Source organism: Streptomyces sp. NPDC045470 (assembly GCF_040646595.1).
Classification (GTDB): domain Bacteria; phylum Actinomycetota; class Actinomycetes; order Streptomycetales; family Streptomycetaceae; genus Streptomyces.
Window position 1 is genome coordinate 1,461,809 of record NZ_JBEZAN010000001.1, and the last position, 25,209, is coordinate 1,487,017.

Consider the following 25,209-nt stretch of genomic DNA (forward strand, 5'->3'; position numbering starts at 1 on the left):
CGAGGAACGCCTTACGGGCGCACGGATGTGACCAACGGCACGTCCGCGCGCGGTGCGCGACCCGAGCGGAGGTGGACGGCATGGCCGCCAAGATCCTGATCGTGACCGGCGACGCTGCGGAGTCCCTGGAGGTCCTCTACCCCTACCAGCGGCTGCGCGAGGAGGGCTACGACGTGCATGTCGCCGCCCCCGCCCGCAAGACACTGCGGCTGGTCGTGCACGACTTCGAACCGGGATTCGACACCTACACCGAGAAACCCGGCTACACCTGGCCCGCCGACCTGGCCTTCTCCGAGGTCGACCCGGGGCAGTACGTCGCGCTCGTGGTGCCCGGCGGACGGGCGCCCGAATATCTGCGCAACGACCCCGAGCTGCGCAAACTCGTGAAGTCCTTCTTCGACGCGGACAAGCCCGTCGCCCAGATCTGTCACGGCCCGCTGCTGACCGCCGCGATCGGCGGCCTCAACGGGCGCCGGGTCACCGCCTACCCCGCCCTCGAAATGGACATGCAGGCCGCCGGCGCCGCCTTCCGGGACGCCGAGGTCGTCGTCGACGGCACCCTGGTCTCCTCCCGCGCCTGGCCGGACCACTCCGGGTGGATGCGCGAGTTCATCGCGGTGCTGCGGGCCAAGGCGCCGGTGACCTGACCCACCCCCGGGCGGGCCGGTCCGGACAGGGACCAGGGTGGCGTAGGGCGGGCGCGCGGCACCCGCCCTACGCGGCTATCTCCTCCGCCAGCCGCACGGCCTCCGCCAGGGTGTCCACCACCGGCACCCCCGCGGCCGCCAGGCTGGCCCGGCTGTGCGACCCGCCCGTGTAGAGCACCGCGTGGGCGCCCACGCGCCGGGCGGCCACCGCGTCGTCCACCGCGTCACCGATCACGACCGTACGGTCCGGGGCCGTCCGTCCGGCGCCGCCGTTCCCGGACGCGTGGCCGTTCCCGGACGCGCCGGTGGCCAGGGCCGCCAGGTGGCGCACCATGTGCTCGCTCTTGCTGCCGCCCGACGGCCCCGTACGGCCGTCCACGCGCACGAAACGCTCCTCGATGCCGAAGCCCCGCACCAGCGGCATCAGCTCGTCGTGCCCGTACATGCTCAGGATCGACTGACTGCGGCCCGCCAGCTGCCAGCTCTCCAGCACCTGCTCGGCGCCCTCCGCGAGGCCGCACGCGGGCCGGTGGACGGCGTAGTGCCGGTGGAACGCCTCGTCCATGACCAGCCACTCCGCGTCCGTCGGCAGCCGCCCCAGCAGCCGCTCGTAGAACCGCGGGATCGGGACGCAGTACAGCTCGCGGTAGCGCGCCAGGGTGATCGGGGGCAGGCCGAGCTCGGCGAAGGCGGCGTTGGTCGCGCCGATCACCGCTTCGGTGTCGTGAAAGAGCGTCCCGTTCCAGTCCCAGACGATGTGCGTCGCGTGCGTCCCCATGTCCAAGACCGTACCCATGACCACTGACAGCCCAGTCACGGACGGCTCCGGCGCGGGCCGGCGGGCCGTCAGGCTCTCAGCCGCCCCGCGCTCAGCGCCCGGCGATCAGATTCGGGATCTCCTGCACGCCGAACCACATCAGCTCGTGGTCCTCCGCGCCGTCCACCGTGAACCGCGCGTCCTCGTCGCCGAGGTCCGCGGCACCCAGCGCGCCGGCGGCCGCCGTGACGTCCTGGACCGCGTCGTCGGAGTCCACGTGCACCGCCGCGGCCTTCGCCATCGGCACCGGACCGGCGATCCGCACCTCGCCCAGCGCCGTCTGGTCCAGGCCCCGGTCGGGGTCGGCGACGGCCGTGCCTTCCGGTACGTCCACGGCCACCACGACCCGGCGCCGCGGGGCGTCGGGGTCGGCCGCGAGCCGGCGCAGCGAGCCCTGCGCGGCCCGGTTGAGCGCCGCGTACTCCAGTTCCTCGATGTCGTCGGAGACGTACCACTCGCGCAGCGCGGGCGTGACGGCGTAGGCGTCCAGCGGGCCGGGGCCCAACTCCCCGGCCTCGTGCGCCGCCGCGAGTCCGGGCAGGGTCAGGGGGACATACACGCGCATGGCTGCCGCTTCCGCTCACATCGCTGGGTCTGGAAAATCTGTCCGGCCAGCATACGGGCGCGGGGTACGGCGTGAGATACGGGCCGGAGTCCCCCTTCGTGCTCCCGCTCCGCCCCTCCGGCGCCGCCCCCGGCGGGCCGCACGCCGTTTCGCGCCCGCACATCCGCCCGCTCTCCCCCTGATGGGTGAATTCCCGGCCGTCCGCCCGGCCCGGCCGGAGGCCCTTGCCGCCGCCGATTCCCCGCCGGTAGAAGAACCCCACCGAAGCTACTGCCCGGTATCCACCGGGCCGGCCGAACGGGGGCCCTCATGCTCACCACGCACACCGACACCCTCCCCTCCACCCGCACCCGCTCCCCCGGGATTCCGCCCGCCGCGGGACCGGGCCGCCCCCGTACCGGCCCGCCCGGCCGCCGTGACACCCGGCGCCCGGCCGGCCCCCGTACGGCCCCCGCCCGGTCCCTCCGGCGCCGCCCTTCCCGCCCCGATCCGCACGACTGGTTCGCCGAGCAGCTTCTCCTGACCCTGAGTGGCCGGCGCCCCGTGCACGCCCTCCTGGGGCACGCGCTGCCCGCCGCGTACGACCGCCTCGTCGAACTGGCCCCGCAAGCACCCCTGCGGCCCACGGGCACCACAGCGGGCCGCTACGCTCCGGCCCCGTCGGTGGCCCACTGCGGCCTGTGCCTGCCGCGCCCGGACGTCATCGAGGCATTCGCCCGCATCGTCTCCGGCGAGCGGCTGCGCGCCCTCGCCTTCCGCCTGGAGCTGGGCGGCGACGCCCGGTGGCGCTGCGCCGCCGTCGACATCGGCCCGACCACCCGGGTGTGGTGAACCGGGCGGCGCGCGGTCCCACGCGTACGAAAAGAGCCGGGGTACCGCAGCTACGCGCTGCGGTACCCCGGCCTCGCCCCCACCGCCGGGCGGCGGGCGTCACGTCGCGCCGTACGTCACTTCTTGCGGCGGCGCCCGCCGCTCTTCTGGGCCTTGCGGCGCTCCGCGCGCGTCAGGCCGTCCGACTCCGAGCGGGCCGGGGCCGCGTCCTCGCTGGTGAAGTCACCCTCGACGACACCGCCCTCGCCGTCCACGGTCGGCGCGGAGAAGTGCAGGCGGTCCGGACGCTGCGGCGCCTCCAGGCCCTTCGCGTGGATCTCCGGCCGTCCGGCGCCGGCCCCGGCGGGCACGGCGTCCTGGACGTCCTTGTCCAGCGAGGTCTTCTCCTCGGTGTCGGCCACCGGGACCTCCTCGACCTGCTGCTCGACCTGGACCTCCAGGTTGAACAGGTAGCCGACGGACTCCTCCTTGATGCCCTCCATCATGGCAGTGAACATGTCGAAGCCCTCGCGCTGGTACTCGACCAGCGGGTCCTTCTGGGCCATCGCGCGCAGGCCGATGCCCTCCTGGAGGTAGTCCATCTCGTAGAGGTGCTCGCGCCACTTGCGGTCAAGGACGGACAGCACCACGCGGCGCTCCAGCTCGCGCATGATGTCGGAGCCGAGCTGCTCCTCACGGGCCGCGTACTGCTGGTGGATGTCCTCCTTGACGGCCTCCGCGATGAAGTCGGAGGTGATGCCGGCGCGGTCACCGGCCTCGTCCTCCAGCTCCGCTACCGTCACCTTGACCGGGTAGAGCTGCTTGAACGCGCCCCACAGGCGGTCCAGGTCCCACTCCTCGGCGAAGCCCTCGACCGTCTCCGCCTGGATGTAGGCGTCGATGGTGTCGTCCATGAAGTGCTTGATCTGCTCCTGGAGGTCCTCGCCCTCCAGGACGCGGCGGCGCTCGCCGTAGATGACCTCGCGCTGGCGGTTGAGGACCTCGTCGTACTTCAGGACGTTCTTACGGGTCTCGAAGTTCTGCTGCTCGACCTGCGACTGCGCGGACGCGATGGCGCGCGTCACCATCTTGTTCTCGATCGGGACGTCGTCGGGGACGTTGGCCATCGCCATGACCCGCTCGACCATCTGGGCCTTGAACAGGCGCATCAGGTCGTCGCCGAGGGAGAGGTAGAAGCGGGACTCGCCCGGGTCGCCCTGCCGGCCGGAGCGGCCGCGCAGCTGGTTGTCGATCCGGCGCGACTCGTGCCGCTCGGTGCCCAGGACGTACAGCCCGCCGAGGCTCTTGACCTCTTCGAACTCCGCCTCGACCGCGGCCTCGGCCTTCTCCAGGGCGGCGGGCAGCGCGGCCGCCCACTCCTCGACGTGCTCGACCGGGTCGAGGCCCTGGCTGCGCAGCTCGGCCTCGGCGAGGTCGTCCGGGTTGCCGCCCAGCTTGATGTCCGTACCGCGGCCGGCCATGTTCGTGGCGACCGTGACGGAGCCCTTGCGGCCGGCCTGGGCGACGATCGACGCCTCCCGGTCGTGCTGCTTGGCGTTGAGGACCTCGTGGCGCACGCCGCGCTTGTTCAGCTGCTGGGAGAGGTACTCGGACTTCTCCACGGAGGTCGTGCCGACCAGGATCGGCTGGCCCTTCTCGTGCTTCTCGACGATGTCCTCGACGACCGCCGCGAACTTGGCGACCTCGGTGCGGTAGATCAGGTCGGCCTGGTCCTTGCGGACCATCGGGCGGTTGGTCGGGATCGGGACGACGCCCAGCTTGTAGATCTGGTGGAACTCGGCGGCCTCGGTCATGGCCGTACCGGTCATGCCGGAGAGCTTGCTGTAGAGGCGGAAGAAGTTCTGCAGGGTGATGGTGGCGAGCGTCTGGTTCTCGTCCTTGATCTCCACCCCCTCCTTCGCCTCGATGGCCTGGTGCATGCCCTCGTTGTAGCGGCGGCCAGCGAGGATACGGCCGGTGTGCTCGTCGACGATCATGACCTCGCCGTCGATGACGACGTAGTCCTTGTCGAGCTTGAACAGCTCCTTGGCCTTGATCGCGTTGTTCAGGTACCCGACCAGCGGCGTGTTGACCGACTCGTACAGGTTGTCGATGCCGAGCCAGTCCTCGACCTTGCTGACGCCCGACTCGTGGATGCCGACCGTGCGCTTCTTCTCGTCGATGTCGTAGTCGCCGGTCTCCTCGATGCCGCGCTGCGGGTTGGCGGGCTCGCCCTTCTTCAGGCGCTTGACCAACTTCGCGAAGTCGCCGTACCACTTGGTGGCCGAGTCCGCCGGACCCGAGATGATCAGCGGCGTGCGGGCCTCGTCGACCAGGATCGAGTCGACCTCGTCGACGATGGCGAAGTTGTGGCCGCGCTGGACCAGCTCGTCCTTCGACCAGGCCATGTTGTCACGCAGGTAGTCGAAACCGAACTCATTGTTCGTTCCGTACGTGATGTCCCGGTTGTACTGTTCGCGCCGTTCGGCAGGCGTCATATTGGCCAGAATGCAACCGACCGTGAGCCCGAGGAACTTGTGGACCCGGCCCATCATCTCGGAGTCGCGCTCGGCCAGGTAGTCGTTGACCGTGATCAGGTGGACGCCCTCGCCGGACAGCGCGTTCAGATACGCGGGGAGGGTACCGACCAGGGTCTTGCCCTCACCGGTCTTCATCTCGGCGACGTACCCCATGTGGAGGGCCGCGCCACCCATCAGCTGGACGTCGTAGGGGCGCTGACCGAGCACCCGCTTGGCGGCCTCACGGACCGTCGCGAACGCCTCGGGCAGCAGGTCGTCCAGGGTTTCGCCGTCCGCGAACCGCTGCTTGTACTCGTCGGTGAGCGCCCGCAGCTCGGCGTCGGAGAGGGCCGCGAAGTCCTCCTCGATGGAGTTGACCTGGCCCGCGATGCGGTGCAGTTTGCGCAGGATCTTTCCTTCGCCTGCACGCATGAGCTTGTTGAAGACGGACACTTGGGCTGGTCTCCTTGCCGGTCGGGCCTGGCGCTGGGGGTACCCCCCGCCGCAGGCAGGGGGAGGGTGCGCGGGCGCGGCATTTTTCCAAGGGGCAGGCCCCGCCGCAACGGCCATCGTAAAGGAGGACCCCATCCGGCCGGGAGGTCCACCGCCGCGAAGCACACCGCTCCCCGGTGCACACCCTTCCTCATGAGAACGCGCGAGGCCCCGGGAAAGTGCCGGGAGGGACCCGAGCAGCGGGCGTGGGGCCCGGGACGGGCGGGGCCCGGCGGCCCGAAGGACGGACCGGGAGCATCCCGGGAAAACCGCTCGCCCCGCCCGCCCCGTCTCCGCACACTCCCTCCATGGAACCCGTCACGCTGACCACCGAGCGTCTCCTCCTGCGCCCCTTCGCCCCCGCCGACGCCCAGGCGGTGCACACCGCCTGTCAGGATCCGGCCATACCGCGCTGGACATCCGTACCGGCCCCGTTCGGCATGGCACAGGCCCACGACTACATAGCCCGCAGCCAGGAGGAGTGGCACACGGACACGCAGTACCGCTTCGCCGTGACCACCAAGGCGGACGGCACGCTGACCGGGGCCGTGAGCCTGTTCGGCATGACGCTGCGGTCCGCCGAGCGGCAGGCCGAGATCGGCTACTGGACGACGAAGGATCAGCGCGGCAGAGGCTGGACCGCCGAAGCCGTGCGCGAGGTCGCGCGCTGGGCCCTGACGGAACTCGGCGTCGAGCGCCTGGAGTGGCTCGCGGAAGTCGGCAACAGCGCGTCACGCGGCGTGGCGCTGAAGGCCGGTTTCCGGATGGAGGGCACCCTGCGCGCCAAGGTCTCGCTCCGCGGCGTCCGGCGGGACGCCTGGATCGGCTCGCTGCTCCCCGGCGACCTGGGGCTGCCCTCCGAGACGCCCCATCTCCCGTTCCCGGGCTGACGAGTTCGGGCGGTACGGCCCGCCGGACACGGTCACCGGCATTGTCAGTGGTCACTCCTACGCTGTGCCTCATGACAGCTGCGAAGCCCGCGAAGCCGAAGCCCGTGACCACCCTGTCCGCCGACGACGCCCGGCGCATGGCCCTGCGGGCCCAGGGATTCCTCGGCGCGCCGGACCGCCGTGCGGGCGTGCGGGGCGTCCTGCGGCGCCTGGGCGCGGTGCAGCTCGACACCATCTCGGTGCTGGCCCGCTCCCACGAGCTGATCCCGTACGCCCGGCTCGGCGCCGTCGGCCGCCCCGCCGTCGAGTCCGCCTACTGGTCGGGCGGGCACAGCTTCGAGTACTGGTCCCACGCCGCCTGCATCCTGCCCGTCGAGGAGTGGCCCCACTTCGCCTTCCGGCGCCGCGCGATGCGCGCGAGGGGACACCGCTGGCACCGGATGGAGGACCGCGAGGGCTCCTGCGCGGCCGTACTGGACCGGCTGAAGGCCGACGGCCCGCTGACCACCTCCGACCTGGGCGGCGGCCGCAAGGGCGGCGAGTGGTGGGACTGGTCCGAGACGAAGATCGCGGTGGAGTGGCTGCTGGACACCGGCGAGGTGGTGTGCACGGAGCGCCGCGCCTGGAAGCGGGTGTACGACCTCGCCGAGCGCGCCGTCCCCGACCACCTGCTGCACGACGACCTGTCCGACGCGGAGTGCACGCGGCGCCTGGTCGCCCAGGCCGGCGCCGCGATGGGCGTGGCCACCCGCGCGGACCTCGCCGACTACCACCGCCTCAAGGCCGAGCAGGTGGACGCCGTCATCGAGGCGTCGGGGCTGGTCCCGGTCGAGGTGGCGGGCTGGGGCAAACCCGCCTGGGCGGACCCCGCCGCCCTGGCCGAAGCACCGCGCGGTCGGCACCGTACGACCCTGCTCTCGCCCTTCGACTCCCTCGTCTGGGACCGCCCGCGCACGGCCCGCATCTTCGACTTCACCCACCGCCTGGAGGCCTACGTCCCGCGCCCCAAGCGGATACACGGCTATTTCGCGATGCCGCTGCTGGCCGGCGGCCGGCTCGCCGGGCGGGTGGATCCGGCCCGCGAGGGCAGCACGCTCGTCGCCCGCCAGGTGTCGATGCGCGACGCCAAGGCCGTGCGGCCGATGGCCCAGGCGCTGACCGAGGCCGCGCGGTGGGTCGGCTGCGATTCCGTACGTGTCGAACGCTGCGACGACGCCGCACTGCGGGCGGCGCTGGTCGCGGAGGTGGGGGCGGAAGCGGGGGCATAGGGGGAAGGAACGGGTCCTGGCCGGGGTGGGGCAGGCAGCGGGCCCGCCCCAGGGCCGTTCACCGACCCGCTACGGGCCCGTCAACGGATCTCCAGGATCTTCTCCCGCATCGCGTACACGACCGCCTCCATCCGGGAGTGCAGCTGCAGCTTCTCCAGGATGTTCCGGACGTGGTTCTTGACGGTGTTCTCGGAGATGAACAGTTCCTTGGCGATGTCGCGGTTGTTCATACCGGTCGCGACCAGCTTGAGGACCTCCAGCTCACGGTCGGTGAGCCGGGGCGCCGGCACCAGGCGGCGCTCGTCGGTGCGCTGGATCATCGACTTGAACTCGGTCAGCAGCTTGGCCGCCATGGACGGGCTGATCTGGGACTGGCCGTCCGCCACCGCGCGGATCGCCGTCGCCACCTCGTCCGTGGAGATCTCCTTGAGGAGGTAACCGGTGGCCCCGGCCTTGATCGCGTCGTAGAGGTCGGCCTCCTCGTCGCTGATCGTCAGCATGATGATCTTCGCGCTGGGGGCCACCTCCTTGATGGAGGTGCACGCCTCGATGCCGCCGCGCCGGGGCATCCGTACGTCCATCAGCACGATGTCGGGCAGCAGGTCAGCGGCCTTGTCCACCGCCTCGGCGCCGTCCCCGGCCTCACCGACGACCTCGATGTCCTCCTCGTGGGCGAGCACGATCTCCAGGCCCCGGCGGAAGAGCGCGTGGTCGTCGACGACCAGGACCCTGATCGGCTCCTTGCCCGACACGCCCGCGTCCGTACCGCAACCGTCACCGGCGCCGCCCCCGTCGCCGTCCGCTCCGCCGTGCACGGGCCCGAAGCTGTCCCCCATCGTTCCTCCCCGTCAACTACTCGGCCGGTGAAGGCCAGAGTTTGGACATAAGGCTGGTTGACTACAGCCCGTTGCGGCCAGCCCGAACAACGCCATACAACCGTCTCCCCCGCATGTCGCCATGTCGCGCGCACAGGCTCCCTGGCCGGCACAGACACTATACGGCCTCAACTCCTGCCCCCCGCAGGCGCAATGGTGCCCCCGGGCGTACGCCGGGGGCACCACTTCAGCGGCCGTCAGCCGCCGAGCGCCCCACCGGCGCCACCGGGCTCCTCTCCCCCGAACGAGTCAGGGTTCAGATGGATGACGCCGTAGTCGTAGGCGTGCCGCCGGTAGACGACACTCGGCTGCTTGGTCTCGGCGTCGACGAAGAGGTAGAAGTCGTGTCCGACCAACTCCATCTCGTAGAGCGCCTGGTTGAGCGTCATCGGCGCCGCGGAGTGGGTCTTCTCGCGGACGACCAGCGGGCCTTCGCCCTGGACCTCCAGCGAACCCATCTTCGTCGTCGGCACCTGCTCCTGCGGCGCGCCGTCCACGGCCAGGTGGCCGGTCTCGTCGAGCTTGGCCGCGTCCGGGACGCTGACCGCGACGTCGCTCGCCGGGATGCGCCCGTTGCCGCGCCGCGAGTGGCGCTTGTCGTGCTGCTTGCGCAGCCGCGCTTCCAGCTTGGCCGTGGCCAGGTCGAGCGCGGCGTAGGGGTCGGCGGCGGCCGCCTCGGCCCGTACCACCGGGCCTCGGGAGCGGAGGGTGATCTCCACTCGGTCGGAACGGTCGGCCTGCCGGGGGTTGGGCTCCTTGGACACCTCGACGTCCAGGCTGATCACCTTGCCGTCGAGCTTCTGGACCTTGTCCAGCTTCAGCTTCTCGGCCACGTGCTTGCGGAACCGCTCGGGCACCTCGGTCTTGCGGCCCTTGACGACGATGTCCACGCAGAACTCCGTTCCCGGATCACCCCGCTGCTACGCGCGGAGCGATTCCTTCTTGCACCAGGCTCCGGTGAGTGCCGAAGCCTCGGACTTGGCGACTTTCACCTCCTCCTCCCCCGTCGGCAGGGTCCCCACTCCCGTTCATTTCAGGGTCCCTGCAAAAACCCATAAACGCACCTATCCCGGCATCCGAGGCAAAGCGTCAGCCAAGTCCTCACAACCGAACATAGCTCTCCCGGACGGGTGACGGCACCCCCTGGCTGGCACTAGCTCCGTTTGGGTGCTTTTTCGCCCTCGTTACCTGCAACGATGAATTTTCGCGGTCAGTTCCAGTTGATTTCGAAAGCACTCCGCGGCGCCGCCACCACACCTGCCCCCACCACCCTTCCCCCGGCCGCCCGCACGGCCCTCGCCGCCTCCGCCAGCGAAGCCCCGGTGGTCATCAGATCGTCCACCAGTACCACCGGGGCCTCCGCCAGCAGCCGCACGGCTCCGGGGACGACTGTCAGGGCTCCGGAGACGTTGGCCAGGCGTTGGCGGGCACTGAGGCCCGCCTGATCAGCAACCGTACGCCGCTGCCGGAGCGCGGAGAGGACCCGAACGGGCACCCCCTCCCGCCGAAGGTCCCGAGCCGCCGCCAGCGCGATCCGCCGCACCGGATCATGCCCCCGGCCCGCCACCGCCCGCCGGGCCGAGGGGACGGGGATGAGGAGGAGGGGGGTGGTGGGGTGGGTGCGGTGGGCGGGGTGAGCAGGGAGGGTGCTGGCGGTGCTGGCGGTGGATGCGGCGGGAGGGGCGGGGCCGGTAGCAGTCGTGGGCCCAAGGGCAACCGCCGCGGGAGTGGCAGGCCGGGGCCGGCCTGACGGGCCGGAGGCCGGCCGGGCCGGCCCGGGGCCGGCATCGCCCTCCAGCGGCTGGAGACAGCGACACGGCCCTTCAGCCCCTGGAGTCCCGAGCCCCACGGAACCGGCAAGATCAAACGCACCGCAGCCGGCACGCGGGCACTCCTCACCGGGCCGTACGGCCCCAGAGCCGCCGGCCCCGCCACCACAGCTCGCCCTGGCACGGCACAGATCACCAGCAGCCGGACGCGGAGGATCCCCTCCGTTGCCCCGCCCCGCCGGGCGGCCCGGCAGGCCCAGCCGCCCACAGGCCTGACGCGGACAGCTCAACGCAGGCTCCGACCCAACAGCGCCCACTACGCCACCACCAGACGCGGGTCGGAACCTCACCTGCACCCCTACCCGGCCAAACCGCGACTCACCACTGTCCCCCTGCGCACCTGCGGCCCCCGGACCCGAAAACTCAGCAGGGCGAAGCACCCCACCGGCCCAACGCACACACTCAGCCCCAACCCCAAGCTTCTGCTCCTGCTCCTGCTCCTGCTCCTGCTCCTGCTCCTGCTCCTGCTCCTGCTCCTCACCAGGATCAGCCTCCGGCACCTCACAAGGTTCCGCATCACCACCGAGCTGACGCGCGCCACCACCCTGCACCCCCGACCCCCCACCGGGCCGCGACGTACCTCTGGGCTGACACTCCCCACCGGCGCCAGGCCCACAACCAGCACACAGCCCCGTCCTCCAACCGAACCGAGGCTCATCACGAGACGTAGCAGCGCGTCCGACCCCAGTCCCACCACCGGACGCAGCAGCACCATTGACCTCAAGCTCACCACCAGCTCCAACAACGTCACTGGTCACAGGCACACCGCCAGACCCAGCAACGCCCCCGACCCCAGACTCACTACCGGACCAAATCCCACCACCTGCCACAGCGCTCACATCGGACCCAGACCGACTACCGGACCGAATCTCCCCACCACCCCCAGTCCCACCACCAGCCCCAGACACACCACCGTAAGAACTCAACGGACCACCCCGCCCCCACAGCCCGCGCACAGCCCCCGCAAGCGCCTGCCCCAACGGGTCTGCCAACCGCAACGCACCCCGCTCCTTGTGCGCGAGCAGCACCGCCCGCACCTCATCGGCGTACGGCGCAGCGGCACAGGTCGGCGGAAGTCCGCGCGGGACAGGGCGCGGCCGCACCCTCCGGGGGCCCCGGGGGCCTCCCCCGCCCCCACCCCCACTCCCCCTCGCCCCCCGGATCAACGCCTCGTGGCACTCCTCGCACAGTTCCGTACGAGGAAGGCCGCATCCGGCGCAGTCCACCGGTAGTACCAGACCGGTGATTTCCCGCCATACGCCCCGCATGGATCTACTGTCCCGCGGGACGGGGAGGGGCACCACCCCCTGTGGATAAGCCGGGTGACGGGTTGAATCCACAGAGGTGTGCCGATCTCAGCCCCGGTCAGGCCCTGCCGACGAGAGCACGGTCACGCAGACAGCACCTACGGCTCCGCCTCGCAACTTCATCCACGACCACGACCACGACCACAGCCACAGCCACAGCCACAGCCACAGCCACAGCCACAGCCACAGCAGGACCTACGCCTACCCCACCCGCCCCGCCCCCACCACCCAAGACACCAACAGCGACCCCAACACCACCGGCAACACAAGCGCCCCCGCCCCAGCCGCCGCTCCCGCACCCCGCTCTACCCCGGATAAACCGGCGCCTTCCCCTCCTTCGCCACGGTCTTCCAGTTCGCGTCCTGCGGCAGCCGCACGATCCCCTCGGCCCCGTCCGCGACCAGCGGCCTCGTCTCGTCCTCCGAGGCCGTCACCGCCTTGACCCCGTTGACGCCGGGCAACGTCTGCGCGCTCGACGCCGAGCCGTCCGTCTCCATGTACTGCATCTGCTGCACCCCGCCGGACTGCCTGCCGACCACCACGAGCCGGCTGCCGCCCGCCCACGACGCCGCCACCACGTCCTCCAACTGGGGCGCGATCGGACGCAGTTCCTCCACCGACAGCACCGGACGCTGTGCCGTTCCACCGCGTTCGACCCGGCCGAGCTGCAGCGTCGTACGCCCCTTGTCCTCGACCAGCACCGCGATCCGGATGCCGTCGGACGCCACCTTGATCGACTTGATCCGCCGGTCGCCGAGCCCGGGCACCGTCACCACGTCGGGCGTGCCCTTGCCCTCACGCAGGCGCAGCAGCCGCGACCCCTTGTCGCTACGGTCCGCTATCCACAGGTCCCCCAGCCCGTCCCAACTGGGTGCCGAAAAACCGTTCTTGGCCGTGCTGTGCAGCAGCTCCGGGCCACGTTCGGTGCCGTACTCCAGCGGAGCCACGTACAGCGACCGGCCGTCGGCCGAGACACCCGCCGCCGTGTCCTCCCCGCGCGAGATCGCGATCGAGCTCAGCGGGGTCTTGCCGGACCCGAACGGTCCCGGCACCGGCCGCGGCTCCGTGGTCGTGTCCGGCATGCTGACGACCTTCTGGTCAGCGTCGATGAAGTACTCCTGGGCGGGCCGCCCGACGTGCTTGCGTGGCGCGAACTCGCTGTTGGCCCGGTCCTGCGACAGGACACACAGCCGGTTGCCGCCCTCGTCCTGCAGCTCCACCTCGCTGATCTTCGACGCCCTGGTGATGTCCTGGACGGTGAAGAACAGCTGGGCCGCCATCCGCCGGCACTGCCCCGGCCCGGCGGCGGCCGCCCGCTTGCTCAGCTTCACCCGCAGCGCGTTGGAGTCGTCGAGGGACAGGCCGCTGCTCCTGAGCGCGGTGCCCGTCGGGAACGCGGAGGCCGTGACCTGGTTCAGCCAGTTCGTGGGCCCCTCCAGCAGCGCGGTCACGCTCGCGGTGACCGGATCTATTCGCTGCCGCAGGTAAACGGGGTCGGCGACCAGCACGTTGTGCCCCGCCTTGGCCGACTGCGCCTCCGACTTGTAGTCGGCGAAGTAGTACTTGTTGACGGAACGGTAGATCCGCTGGAAGTCGGACTGCCCGAGCACCAGCCCGTTGGGCAGCCGGTCGATGCGCCACTGCCCGTCCTCCTTGGTCAGGTGGATGGTCTGCCGGTACGCCTGCTCCTCCGGCGTGTAGGCGTGGTTACGGTCGACGGTGGCCACCTGGCTGCCGGACAACGTGATCGTGTAGCCGTTCGGGTCCTCACGGTTGGCCTGCCCCACAGGTTCGGCCTTCGGCCGCTGCTGGAGCACCTTCGTCGCGGAGAACGGCTGCCACGTCTTCTTCGTCGAACTGGCGAGATACTGCACGGCCGTACTGAAGTCCACCTCGTCGCTCGTCGTGGCGTCCAGAAAACCACTGACGATCTCCGTGGGCTGCGCACCGTCCTGCGGCGGCACACCGTAGACCCGCACCTGCGCGTCGGCCTCCGCCCGCGGCGACTGGTCGACCGACTGCATGTCCCCGCTGTCCGGCATCGTCGCGCACCCGGCCAGCAGCAACGCGCCGCATCCGAGCACAGCGCCCGTACGGACAACCCTGCCGGACGCCTTGGGACGCACCCGCTCACCACCGCCGGCGCGCACCTGGGCACCCCCGGCACCACTCCGAGCACCAGCACCAGCACCCGCCTCGGCTCGCGTCCTCGCGCCCGGTTCAGTGCCCACGGATCTCGTCCTCCCGCTCAGCGCCCTCGCTGCTCCCACCCTTCCGTTCCGGGCCACCCCCGTACCCCTTGCCGGTCGAACCCGGCGCGCCCGATGAACCCGACGCGCCGGCCCCACCGTCATGTCCACGCTCCGCCCCACCGCGTACGCCGTTTCCGTGCGCGCCCCCGCCGGCCTCACCGTTGCGGTGCGCACCGTCCGCCGCCGCCCCGACGCCGTCCCCACGAGTGCCCGTATGGACATCCGTACCGACACCGGTACCGGCGTCCGTCCGGTTGTCCGTCCGTGCCTCCGCGGCCTCCCCCGGCTCCGGCGACCGCTGCGCAGACGTACGAGCCGAGGTACGAGCCGAAGTGGGGGCCGAAGTGTGGACCGAAGTGGGCGCCGCGTCCCGGGCCGAAGTACGCGCCGCGCTGTACGGCTCAAGAGGCCACGGTTCCGCCAGCCGCTGCTGCGCCGGAATGGCGGCTGTCTTCCGCACCGCTGCCGCACCGCGCGGCAGCCCCGCACCGGCCGCCTCCCGGTTGCGCCGGGAGTCCTCGGGTTCGAGCGGTATCGGCGAACCGCGCAGCGCCTCCCCCGCCGTACGCGGCAGCGTCAGCCGGAACTGCGATCCGCCACCCGGCTCGCCCCAGGCCTGCAGCCAGCCGCCGTGCAGCCGCGCGTCCTCGACGGCGATCGACAGGCCCAGGCCCGTACCGCCGGTCGTACGGGCCCGTGCCGGGTCCGCGCGCCAGAAACGGTTGAACACCCGGGCCGCCTCGCCCGGCTTCAGGCCCACGCCGTAGTCGCGCACCGCGACGGCTACCGCGCCGCCGTTCCTGCCGCCGGCCGCGGCCAGCCGCACCACGACGTCCCGGCCCTCGCCGTGCTCCACCGCGTTGACCACGAGATTGCGCAGCACCCGTTCCACCCGGCGGGCGTCCGCCTCCGCGATCACCGGCTGCTCGGCGCCGCGCACCAGGATCCGGCTGCCCTTGCGCTCCGCCAGCGGCTCGGCGCCCTCGATGACCCGGTGCACCACGTCCCGCAGGTCGATCGGCTCGGCCTCCAGGGCGGCCGCGCCCGCGTCGAAGCGGCTGATCTCCAGCAGCTCGGCGAGCAGCGACTCGAAGCGGTCGAGCTGTCCGCGCAGCAATTCTGCGGAGCGCGCCGTCACCGGATCGAAGTCCTCGCGCGCGTCGTGGATGACGTCGGCGGCCATCCGTACGGTGGTCAACGGTGTGCGCAGCTCGTGCGACACGTCGGAGACGAACCGCCGCTGCATCCGGGACAGCTCCTCCAACTGCTGGATCTTCACCTGGAGGTTCTGCGCCATCTTGTTGAAGGACTCGCCGAGGCGGGCGATGTCGTCCTCACCGGTGACCTTCATCCGTTCCTGGAGGAGACCGGCGGCCAGCCGTTCGGAGATGCCCGCCGCCATCCGGACGGGCGTGACGACCTGCCGCACCACGAGCCAGGCGATCGCGCCCAGCAGGACGACCACGAACACCCCGGCCGTGGCCAGGGTCCCCTTCACCAGGCTGAGCGACTTCTCCTCCTGACTGAACGGGAAGAGGTAGTAGAGCTGGTACGGGTTGCTGTTGACGTCGTTGAGCCGCTTGCCGATGATGATCGCCGGCTCGCCCTCCTCCGACCCGACGCGCTTGATCTGCGTGGACTGGCGGAAGGTACCGGTCTTGGTGTCCAGCATCTGGCGCATCTCGGCGGGCACGCTGCGCTCGGGGTCGACGTCCCCGGAGGCGCGCGGGCCACGGGTGTCCGGGCTGCTGTCCCCGAACGGCTCCTCGACGGCCGAGCCGGAGCTGAGCGCCACCACGGAGAAGACGCCCTGCCCGCCGCTGGCGAGCTGTTCGACCAGGCTGGTCAGCCAGGTCGCGGAGTCCTGCACGCCACGGCTGCCGGAGCGTACGGAGTCGTCGCCGCGGCTGTCGGTGGTGCCGTCGGCCAGCTTCTGCGCCACGGCGAACCCGCCGGCCGCCTGGCTCTGGGCCGCCTGCCGCTTGGCCTCCAGCAACCCGTTGCGAACCTGCCCGATGACCACGACACCGAGCAGCAGCACCACGCCCAGCGACATCAGCAGGGTCGTGGCGACCACGCGGAGCTGGATGTTCCGGCGCCACAGGCGCAGCGCGGGCAGCAGCGGGCGACGTATCCAGCGGCCGAAGAGCCGCAGCATCGGGTGGACCGGACCGGCCGTGGCCCCGTCGGGCAGCAGGCGCGCGGGCATGCCCCGGAGCCGCTCTCCCGGCCGCTCGGCCCGCCCAGGACGGGCAGCGGACCGCGCCGCCTCGTCACCGGGCCGCCCGCCGACCCTCGCACCGTGACCAGGGCTGCGATCGCCACGACCGCCAGCGTCACGGCCGTCAACGTCGCGGCTTTCAACGTCACGACTGGTGGCGGCAGGACTGGCACCGGCGTGTTCGTTACCGGCACGGCTATCGCTGGTACGGCCATCACTGGCACGGCTGGTGACGTCACGGCCGTCGGCGCGTACGACGGTTCCGCCCGACCGCCGGGCCAGACGGCCGGACAACCGGTCGGGCAGCCACCCCAGCAAACGCCCCGAAAGGGGCATATCACCCACCGGGCGGACGGTCCGCCCCCGCTCGTCCCCCGGGGCCGAACCGTCCCGCGGCATGTCAGCTGGGCCCGGCCTTATAGCCGACACCACGCACGGTCACCACGATCTCCGGGCGCTCCGGGTCCTTCTCGACCTTGGAGCGCAGCCGCTGCACGTGCACGTTGACCAGCCGGGTGTCGGCGGCGTGCCGGTAGCCCCAGACCTGCTCCAGCAGCACCTCTCGCGTGAACACCTGCCACGGCTTGCGGGCCAGTGCCACCAGCAGGTCGAACTCCAGCGGCGTCAGCGCTATCGACTGGCCGCTGCGCTTGACCGAGTGCCCGGCCACGTCGATGACCAGGTCACCGATGGCCAGCTGCTCGGGCGCCGGCTCCTCCGAGCGGCGCAGCCGTGCCCGGATGCGGGCCACCAGCTCCTTGGGCTTGAACGGCTTGACGATGTAGTCGTCCGCCCCCGACTCCAGGCCGACCACCACGTCGACCGTGTCACTCTTCGCGGTCAGCATGACGATCGGCACACCGGACTCGGCACGGATGAGCCGGCACACCTCTATGCCGTCCCTCCCGGGCAGCATGAGGTCGAGCAGCACGAGGTCCGGCTTGGTCTCCCGGAAGGCGGCGAGCGCCTTGTCCCCGTCCGAGACGAACGACGGTTCAAAGCCTTCGCCGCGCAGCACGATGCCGAGCATCTCTGCCAGTGCGGTGTCGTCGTCGACGACCAGGACGCGTCCCTTCATTCGGCCATCATCCCATTACCTGATCGTGACTTACCCCATCGTGATGTGGAACACAGCTCCGCGAGACCGCCCGGAGTGACGGGTGAGACCACTCCGTTCTCGGTGACGATCGCCGTCACCAGCTCGGCCGGCGTCACGTCGAAGGCGGGGTTGTAGGCCAGCGCGCCCAGCGGAGCCACCGGCACCCCGGTGCCGGCCTCCGTCCCGGCACCGGGCACGAACGGCAACGCGATCTCCGTCACCTCGTGCCCGGGCCGTTGCTCCACCTCGATGAGCGCACCCTCCGCCGTGTCCAGGTCCACCGTGCTGGTCGGCGCCACCACCACGAACGGCACGTGGTGGTACCGGGCCAGTACGGCCAGCGGATAGCTGCCCACCTTGTTGGCGACCGAGCCGTCCGCCGTGATCCGGTCGGCACCGATCAGTACGGCGTCCACCTCGCCCGCCGCGAAGAGCGACCCGGCCGCCCCGTCCGCGAGCACCGTGTACGGCATGCCCGTACGCGCCGCCTCGTACGCGGTCAGCCGCGCGCCCTGCAGCAGCGGCCGCGTCTCGTCGACCCACAACCGCCGCAGCTCACCGGCCCGGTGGGCTGCCAGCGCCACCGCCAGGGCGGTGCCCTCGCCTCCGGAGACCAGCGCTCCGGTGTTGCAGTGGGTGAGTATGCGGTGCCCGCCGCCGGGCACCAGTTCGCCCAGCAGCGCCAGTCCGTGCGCCGCCATCCGGGAGCTGGCTTCGGCATCCTCCGCGTGGACGGCCCGGGCTTCGGCCAATGCCGCGGCGGCGGCCCGCTCACGGTCCGCCCCGCTCTCGACCGCGTCGCGGTAGGCGCCGGCCGCTCTTCTGACGCCGTATTCGAGGTTGACCGCCGTCGGGCGCGCGTGCGCCAGGGTGCCGGCGGCATCAGCCACGTCGAATCCCCGTGCGGCGGCCAGGGCGACTCCGTACGCCCCTGCGATGCCCAGCAGCGGAGCGCCCCGCACAGCCAGCGTTCGAATCGCCTGCACCAGAGCCGGTACGTCCGTACACACCAGCTCGACTTCTTCGGCCGGCAGCCGTGTCTGATCGAGGAGAACCAGTACGGGCCCCTCGGGAAGCTCCTCCCAACGCAGTGACGGAACCACGGGAGCGTCGGCGCCCGCCTCGGACTTCTCGTAGCGATCGGCCATCCGCCCAGTCTGCCGCCGACACCGGCCGGAGCAGAAGGGCTCCCCCGTGCAAGGGCGCTCCCCCGGACAAGGGCCCGGGGACGCGGGGCCCGTTGCCATGACACGATGACAGGCACTGCGGACGCCGCACACCGGCCGTTCGAACGGGCGGGAAGCATGAAGGAGCGACGATGAACAACTCTCCGGGCTGGGCCTCGCCCGGATCCTCCCCTTCCGACGAGCCGGACCGCGCCGCGCAGGACCAGCCCGGCGCCGCGGGACCCACCGGCTCGAACGCTCCTGCCGGTGCGCCGGGCCCCACCGAACCTTCGGGCCCGTCCGACACCACGCCGGCCGGCGGTTCCTCGGTCCCTCCGCAGTGGTCCAAGGAGCAGCCTCCCGCCGGGCAGTGGTCCGCGCCCACCGGCGGCTCCGGCCGCGGCGGCCAGAGCGGGCCCTCCGGCCCGCAGGGCGGCCACAGTGGCTGGGGCGGACAGCAGCCCGGCCGGGGCGGTCAGCCCGGGTGGGGAGGACAGCCGGGCTGGAACGCCCCCTGGGCTCCGCCCCCCGCGGCCAAGCCGGGTGTGATCCCGCTCCGCCCGCTCGGGGTCGGCGAGATCCTCGACGGCGCGGTGTCCACCATGCGCGCCCACTGGCGCACCGTCCTCGGGATCTCGCTGGTCGTGGCGGTCGTCACGCAGACCGTGAACACGCTCGTCACCGGGTTCTTGTTCCGCAGCGCCGGAGACCTGTCCGCGCTGGAGAACAATCCCGACGCCACTCTCGGCGAAGCGCTGGACGCCGTCGGCTCCACCCTCGCGGGCAGTGCCGTCACCTCGGTGGTCGGGCTGCTGAGCACGATCGTCGTCACCGCGATGCTCACCATCGTCGTCAGCCGGGCCGTGCTGGGACGCTCGGTGACGGCCGGTGAGGCGTGGCGGGACTCCCGGGGCCGACTGCCGCGGCTGCTCGGGCTGCTGCTCCTGCTGCCCCTCATCGTCTCGGCCGTCATCTTCGTGGGCATGCTGCCCGGCATCGTCGTCGCGGCCGTGGGCTCGTCCACGGCCGGTCTGATGCTCGTCGTGCTCGGCGCTGTGGGCGCCATCGTCGTGAGCATCTGGCTGTGGGTCCGCTTCAGCCTCGCCGCCCCGGCGCTGATGCTGGAGAAGCAGGGCGTCATCGCCTCCATGCGGCGCTCCGCCAAGCTGGTGCGCGGCGCGTGGTGGCGGATCCTGGGCATCCAGCTCCTCACGCACCTGCTGATCGCCGTCGTGCAGATGATCGTCCAGGTGCCGGCCACCGTCGTCGCCGTCCTCCTCGGCGGTGAGAGCTTCACGGCCTGGACCGAGGGCAACGGCGACACCGGCTGGACATTCCTGATCGTGCTGGCCGTCGGGACCGTGATCACTTCCGCGGTCACGTACCCCATCAGCGCGGGCGTCACCTCGCTCCTCTACATGGACCAGCGGATCCGCCGCGAGGCCCTCGACCTCGAACTCGCCCGCGCCGCCGGCCTGCCCGGTTACGGCGCGGACGCACCCGGCCCGCAGGCGCCCGGGACGCAGGCACCCGGCCGGCACGGCCCCGGTCCGGACAGCACCGGCCAGGGCACGGCCGGCAGCACTCCGGGAAGCTGATGCGGTGACGGGGGCGGGGAGAACTGCCGTGCTCGCGCAGCTGATGCCGGGCTCCGGAGACGACGGACCGGTGCGCGTTCCGCGGGTGCCCGCCCGTGAGGCGGCCGAACGCGAACTCGCCGATCCGCGGTACCACCAGAACGACCCGAACCTGCTCCAGCGCGCCCTGGACTGGTTCTGGGACCGCATCGGTGACCTCTTCGAAGCCGCCGCCGGGGCCACACCGGGCGGCTGGACCGGCCTCCTCGCCATCGTCCTCGTGGTCCTGCTGCTCGCCGTCGCCCTCCGGCTCCGTCTGGGCGCCCTGCGCCGCACCCCCACCTCCGGGGGCGGCGCGCTCTTCGGGGACCGCCCCCGTACGGCCGCTGAACACCGTGCCGCCGCAGAACAGCACGCGGCAGACAACCGCTGGACCGAAGCCGTCCAGGAACGGATGCGGGCCATCGTCCTCGCCCTGGAGGAACGCACCCTGCTCACCCCGGGCCCCGGCCGTACCGCTGACGAGGCCGCGTCGGAGGCGGGCCGGGTCCTGCCCGCCCACTCCGAGCGCCTGCGCGCCGCCGCCCGTACCTTCGACGACGTCACGTACGGCGGCCGCCCGGGCACCGCACAGGAGTACGCCGCCCTGCGCACCCTGGACACGGACCTGCGGCACAGCAAACCCCGACTGGCCACCGCTCCCCAGGGGGGCGCCGTATGAGCGCCACCTCGGCCGGAACCACTTCGCTCGCACCGACCACGCGCCGTCTGTGGACCCGCTCGCGCGGACTGCTCGCCGGTCTCCTCGTCCTCCTCCTGGGCGGCGTCGGCCTGGCGCTGCTGCGGTCCGGGGACCAGCACGGACGCCTCGACCCCCGGTCGGTGGACCGCTACGGCAGCGGCGCTGTCGCCGCGCTCCTCGCCGACCACGGCGTCGACACCCGTGTCGTGACCACCACGGAAGAGGCAGCCGCCGCGGCCGGTCCGGACACCACGGTCCTGGTCACCGACCCGAACCTGCTGACCAGCCGCCAGCTCGGCACCCTCCACCAGGCCGCCGGTCGCACGGCAGGACGCACCGTCCTGCTGACGCCGGGCCCGGCCGCCCTGGACGTCTTCGCGCCGGGGACCGAGGCCAAGACGCCCACCGACGTGAAGCCGCTGCCCCCGGACTGCGACCTGCCCGCCGCCCGGGCCGCGGGAGACGCCGAACTCGGCGGTCTGCGCTACTCGACATCCGCCCGCACCGCCGACCGCTGCTACCCCAGCGACGGTGCCGCCACCCTGCTGCGCCTGCCCTCCACGGCCGGCGGTGACACCGTCCTCCTCGGCACCCCGCACCTCTTCTACAACCGCCACCTCGCCGAACGCGGCAACGCCTCGCTCGCCCTGCAACTGCTCGGTTCGCACAAGCATCTGGTCTGGTACCTCCCCTCCGTCAGCGACCCTTCGTCCACACAGGACGGCCGGCGCGGCTTCTTCGACCTCATCCCCTCCGGCTGGAGCTGGGCACTGCTCCAGCTCCTCGTCGCCGCCGCCCTCGCGGGCTTCTGGCGGGCCCGCCGGCTCGGCCCCCTCGTCCCCGAGCGGCTGCCGGTCACCGTCCCCGCCGCCGAGACGACCGAGGGCCACGCCCGCCTCTACCAGCGGGCAGGCGCCCGCGACCGTGCCGCCGACGTCCTACGGGCCGCCACCCGCACCCGGCTCGCACCACTCACCGGCGTGTCTCCCACACACGCCCACACCCCCGACATCCTTCTCCCGGCGGTCTCCGCGCGCCTGCCCTCGGACACGGAGACCGGCACCGCCCTGCACTCCTTGTTGTTCGGGCCCGCACCCGCCGACGACAAGGCCCTGGTCACCCTGGCCGACCAGCTCGACCACCTGGAACGTTCGATCCTGTCCCCAGAGAGGCACGACCCCCGTGAGCACCCCGACAGCTGACAGCGCCCGAGCCTCCCTGGAGGCCGTCCGCACCGAGATCGCCAAGGCCGTCGTAGGCCAGGACCCGGCCGTCACCGGCCTGGTCGTCGCGCTGCTCTGCCGCGGGCACGTCCTGCTCGAAGGCGTCCCCGGTGTCGCCAAGACCCTGCTGGTCCGCGCGCTCTCGGCCACCCTGGAACTCGACACCAAGCGCGTTCAGTTCACCCCCGATCTGATGCCGAGCGATGTCACCGGCTCTCTCGTCTACGACTCACGCAGCTCACAGTTCTCCTTCCAGCCCGGCCCGGTCTTCACCCATCTGCTGCTCGCCGACGAGATCAACCGCACCCCGCCCAAGACCCAGGCATCACTGCTGGAGGCCATGGAGGAGCGTCAGGTCACCGTCGACGGAACGCCCCGCCCGCTCCCCGAGCCCTTCCTGGTCGCCGCCACGCAGAACCCCGTCGAGTACGAAGGCACCTATCCGCTGCCCGAAGCCCAACTCGACCGGTTCCTGCTGAAACTGACGGTCCCGCTGCCCGCCCGCCAGGACGAGGTCGACATCCTCACCCGGCATGCCCAGGGCTTCAGCCCACGCGACCTCGACGCGGCCGGCCTGCGTCCCGTCGCAGGCCCCGCCGATCTCGAAGCGGCCCGGGCCGCCGTGGCCAAGGTCGCCGTGTCCCCCGAGGTCACCGGCTACATCGTCGATATCTGCCGTACCACGCGCGAATCCCCCTCGCTCTCCCTCGGCGTCTCACCCCGAGGCGCCACCGCCCTGCTCTCCACCTCCCGGGCCTGGGCCTGGCTCACCGGCCGCGACTACGTCACCCCTGACGACGTGAAAGCCCTGGCCCTGCCCACACTCCGGCACCGCGTCCAACTCCGCCCGGAAGCCGAGATGGAAGGAGTCACCGCCGACTCCGTCATCAACTCCGTCCTCGCCCACCTCCCCGTCCCCCGCTGAGACCGAGCCGTGGCCCTGACCGGACGCACCGCCCTCATCTCCGCCCTCGGAGCTCTCTTCGTCGGCCTCCTCCTGCCGAGCTGGACCGGCATCCTCACCGTCCAACTCGTCCTGTTGCTAGCAATTTTGTGCGACCTGGCCCTCGCCGCGCCAGTGCGGAAGCTCCAGTTCACCCGAACTGGTGAAACATCCGTTCGACTCGGTCAGGAAGGCCGTACGCACCTGGCCATCACCAACCCGGACCGACGCCCGCTCCGCGCACAGCTCCGCGACGCCTGGCCGCCCAGCTCGTTCGCCCCCGGCACCGAAGTCCCGGCCTCCCGCCACCGCGTTCACGTCCCCGCGGCCGAGCGCCGCCGCGTCACGACGACGCTCCACCCCACCCGCCGCGGCGACCACCACGCCGTCCGCGTCACGGTCCGCTCCTACGGCCCCCTCGGCCTCGCAGCCCGCCAAGGCAGCCACCACGTCCCGTGGACCGTGCGCGTCCTGCCGCCCTTCACCAGCCGCAGACACCTGCCGGGGAAACTGGCCCGGCTCCGCGAACTCGACGGCCGCACCAGCATCCTCACCCGCGGCGAAGGCACCGAGTTCGACAGCCTCCGCGACTACACCCCCGGCGACGACACCCGCTCCATCGACTGGCGCGCCACCGCCCGCCGCCAGTCCGTCGCCGTACGCACCTGGCGCCCGGAACGCGACCGGCGCATCCTCCTGGCCCTGGAGACCGGGCGCACCTCGGCCGGCCGCGTCGGCGACACCCCACGCTTGGACGCCTCCATGGACGCGGCACTGCTCCTCGCCGCCCTGGCGTCCCGCGCCGGCGACCGCGTCGACCTCCTCGCCTACGACCGCCGGGTACGGGCCTCCGTCCAGGGCCGCGCGGCGGGAGACCTCCTGCCTGCCCTGACCGACGCCCTCGCGCCCCTCGAACCCGAACTCGTCGAAGCGGACGCCCACGGCCTGGCTGCCGCCCTTCACCGCAGCACGCCGCGCCGCTCCCTGATCGTCCTCTTCACCGGCCTGGACACGGCCCCGGTCGAGGAGGGGCTGCTGCCCGCCCTCCCCGGCCTCACCCAGCGCAACGAGATCATCGTCGCCGCGGTGGCCGATCCCCGTATCGAGGAGATGGCCGCCGCCCGCCACACCCCGCAGGCCGTGTACGCCGCAGCCGCAGCCGAGCAGACGCGCGCGGCCCGTCGCCGCAGCGCGGACCGTCTGCGCCGCCTCGGCATCACGGTCATCGACTCCACACCGGCCCGCCTCGCCCCCGACCTCGCGGACGCATACCTCTCGCTCAAGGCTTCCGGCCGACTGTAGGGGGGTGCGGAGCTTCGGCTCTCCGCCGGATCGGCTCCCTCCCTAGCTGTCGGCCCCTACGGCGACACCCGGCGTCCTGGTGCGGCTGGACTACTCCCCCGAGCGGGTCCTGCTGCTCCGCGAACGATTCTCCCTCGACGCGTCGCCGGACACGACGCTCGTTCCCGCATGAAGGCGGGCTCCGGTACGGAGTCCGAGCCGGCCCGGGCCGGCGTCCACACATACGAAAGGCCCTGCCGGTGAGCCGGCAGGGCCTTGGACGTGGACATGGGCGCGGTCGCGGCGTGGTCGTGTGCGATGTGAAGCGTCCTGCCACGGCCGGTGCACAACGCAGAAAGCCCCGCACCATACGGTGCGGGGCTTCCCACTTTCAAAAGAAGTTCGGCGGCGTCCTACTCTCCCACAGGGTCCCCCCTGCAGTACCATCGGCGCTGAAAGGCTTAGCTTCCGGGTTCGAAATGTAACCGGGCGTTTCCCTAACGCTATGACCACCGAAACACTATGAAGATAACAACTCCAGCCAGCAAGGCGAGTTCGTTACTTCAGAACTAACACAGTGGACGCGAGCAACTGAGGACAAGCCCTCGGCCTATTAGTACCAGTCAACTCCACCCGTTACCAGGCTTCCATATCTGGCCTATCAACCCAGTCGTCTACTGGGAGCC

19 protein-coding genes, 2 rRNA genes and 1 pseudogene are annotated in these 25,209 nt (G+C 71.7%); 9 read left to right on the top strand and 13 right to left on the bottom strand.

Annotation, left to right across the window (positions count from 1 at the left end; all coding sequences use genetic code 11):
* The first annotated feature begins 80 nt into the window (after positions 1-80).
* A complete protein-coding gene (locus tag AB0A97_RS06230; RefSeq protein ID WP_361145041.1) occupies positions 81-647 on the top strand; it encodes a DJ-1/PfpI family protein in 567 nt (188 codons plus the stop codon).
* A gap of 67 nt (positions 648-714) precedes the next feature.
* Here the strand turns inward: AB0A97_RS06230 and AB0A97_RS06235 are convergent, their stop codons facing one another.
* On the bottom strand, positions 715-1,425 hold the full coding sequence (locus tag AB0A97_RS06235) for an HAD family hydrolase (protein WP_361145044.1): 711 nt from the start codon (positions 1,423-1,425) through the stop codon (positions 715-717).
* Positions 1,426-1,516: 91 nt separating this feature from the next.
* A complete protein-coding gene (locus tag AB0A97_RS06240) occupies positions 1,517-2,029 on the bottom strand; it encodes a hypothetical protein (RefSeq protein WP_361145047.1) in 513 nt (170 codons plus the stop codon).
* Positions 2,030-2,338: 309 nt separating this feature from the next.
* Between AB0A97_RS06240 and AB0A97_RS06245 the strand changes: the two genes are divergently transcribed.
* Positions 2,339-2,860: an Rv3235 family protein gene (locus tag AB0A97_RS06245; RefSeq protein ID WP_361145050.1), complete on the top strand. Its 522-nt coding sequence runs from the start codon at positions 2,339-2,341 to the stop codon at positions 2,858-2,860.
* Between the two features lie 116 nt (positions 2,861-2,976).
* Here the strand turns inward: AB0A97_RS06245 and secA are convergent, their stop codons facing one another.
* Positions 2,977-5,811, bottom strand: coding sequence for a preprotein translocase subunit SecA (gene secA / locus AB0A97_RS06250; protein ID WP_361145053.1), 2,835 nt, complete (start codon positions 5,809-5,811; stop codon positions 2,977-2,979).
* A 347-nt stretch (positions 5,812-6,158) separates the two neighbouring features.
* Here secA and AB0A97_RS06255 point away from each other — a divergent pair, with 347 nt between their 5' ends.
* Positions 6,159-6,740, top strand: a complete 582-nt coding sequence (locus AB0A97_RS06255; RefSeq protein WP_361145056.1) for a GNAT family N-acetyltransferase — start codon at positions 6,159-6,161, stop codon at positions 6,738-6,740.
* A gap of 71 nt (positions 6,741-6,811) precedes the next feature.
* Positions 6,812-8,008 carry a crosslink repair DNA glycosylase YcaQ family protein gene (locus AB0A97_RS06260; protein ID WP_361145059.1) on the top strand — a complete coding sequence of 399 codons (1,197 nt, stop codon included), beginning with the start codon at positions 6,812-6,814 and terminating at the stop codon, positions 8,006-8,008.
* A gap of 80 nt (positions 8,009-8,088) precedes the next feature.
* Here the strand turns inward: AB0A97_RS06260 and AB0A97_RS06265 are convergent, their stop codons facing one another.
* From AB0A97_RS06265 to mtnA, 8 genes and pseudogenes are all read right to left on the bottom strand, one after another.
* Positions 8,089-8,844 (bottom strand): response regulator transcription factor, encoded by a 756-nt coding sequence (locus tag AB0A97_RS06265; protein ID WP_361145062.1) that lies wholly within the window; start codon positions 8,842-8,844, stop codon positions 8,089-8,091.
* A 236-nt stretch (positions 8,845-9,080) separates the two neighbouring features.
* Complete coding sequence (raiA, locus tag AB0A97_RS06270) at positions 9,081-9,773, bottom strand: ribosome-associated translation inhibitor RaiA (RefSeq protein WP_361145065.1); 693 nt, start codon at positions 9,771-9,773, stop codon at positions 9,081-9,083.
* A gap of 320 nt (positions 9,774-10,093) precedes the next feature.
* Positions 10,094-10,732 carry a phosphoribosyltransferase family protein gene (locus AB0A97_RS06275; RefSeq protein ID WP_361145335.1) on the bottom strand — a complete coding sequence of 213 codons (639 nt, stop codon included), beginning with the start codon at positions 10,730-10,732 and terminating at the stop codon, positions 10,094-10,096.
* A gap of 930 nt (positions 10,733-11,662) precedes the next feature.
* A pseudogene (locus AB0A97_RS06280) lies at positions 11,663-11,980 on the bottom strand (hypothetical protein); the annotation flags it as partial.
* Positions 11,981-12,324: 344 nt separating this feature from the next.
* Positions 12,325-14,169: an LpqB family beta-propeller domain-containing protein gene (locus AB0A97_RS06285; RefSeq protein WP_361145068.1), complete on the bottom strand. Its 1,845-nt coding sequence runs from the start codon at positions 14,167-14,169 to the stop codon at positions 12,325-12,327.
* A 70-nt stretch (positions 14,170-14,239) separates the two neighbouring features.
* A complete protein-coding gene (mtrB, locus tag AB0A97_RS06290; RefSeq protein WP_361145071.1) occupies positions 14,240-16,480 on the bottom strand; it encodes an MtrAB system histidine kinase MtrB in 2,241 nt (746 codons plus the stop codon).
* 412 nt (positions 16,481-16,892) lie between these two features.
* Entirely contained in the window at positions 16,893-17,570 is a 678-nt protein-coding gene (mtrA, locus tag AB0A97_RS06295; protein WP_030017937.1) for a two-component system response regulator MtrA, read from the bottom strand.
* Positions 17,567-18,739, bottom strand: a complete 1,173-nt coding sequence (gene mtnA / locus AB0A97_RS06300) for an S-methyl-5-thioribose-1-phosphate isomerase (RefSeq protein ID WP_361145076.1) — start codon at positions 18,737-18,739, stop codon at positions 17,567-17,569. The genes mtrA and mtnA overlap by 4 nt, the downstream gene beginning before the upstream one ends.
* 170 nt (positions 18,740-18,909) lie before the next feature.
* Between mtnA and AB0A97_RS06305 the strand changes: the two genes are divergently transcribed.
* Genes AB0A97_RS06305 through AB0A97_RS06325 form a run of 5 tightly spaced genes read left to right on the top strand, consistent with a single transcriptional unit; the run spans position 18,910 to position 24,544 of the window.
* Entirely contained in the window at positions 18,910-20,355 is a 1,446-nt protein-coding gene (locus AB0A97_RS06305; protein ID WP_361145078.1) for a hypothetical protein, read from the top strand.
* 43 nt (positions 20,356-20,398) lie between these two features.
* On the top strand, positions 20,399-21,055 hold the full coding sequence (locus AB0A97_RS06310; RefSeq protein WP_361145338.1) for a DUF4129 domain-containing protein: 657 nt from the start codon (positions 20,399-20,401) through the stop codon (positions 21,053-21,055).
* A complete protein-coding gene (locus AB0A97_RS06315) occupies positions 21,052-22,278 on the top strand; it encodes a DUF4350 domain-containing protein (protein WP_361145081.1) in 1,227 nt (408 codons plus the stop codon). The genes AB0A97_RS06310 and AB0A97_RS06315 overlap by 4 nt, the downstream gene beginning before the upstream one ends.
* On the top strand, positions 22,259-23,224 hold the full coding sequence (locus AB0A97_RS06320) for a MoxR family ATPase (RefSeq protein ID WP_361145084.1): 966 nt from the start codon (positions 22,259-22,261) through the stop codon (positions 23,222-23,224). The genes AB0A97_RS06315 and AB0A97_RS06320 overlap by 20 nt, the downstream gene beginning before the upstream one ends.
* Positions 23,225-23,233: 9 nt before the next feature.
* Entirely contained in the window at positions 23,234-24,544 is a 1,311-nt protein-coding gene (locus AB0A97_RS06325; protein ID WP_361145087.1) for a DUF58 domain-containing protein, read from the top strand.
* Positions 24,545-24,923: 379 nt separating this feature from the next.
* On the opposite strand, the gene rrf is transcribed toward AB0A97_RS06325, so the two are convergent.
* Positions 24,924-25,040 (bottom strand): 5S ribosomal RNA (gene rrf, locus AB0A97_RS06330).
* A 76-nt stretch (positions 25,041-25,116) separates the two neighbouring features.
* A 23S ribosomal RNA gene (locus AB0A97_RS06335) occupies positions 25,117-25,209 on the bottom strand; the annotation flags it as partial.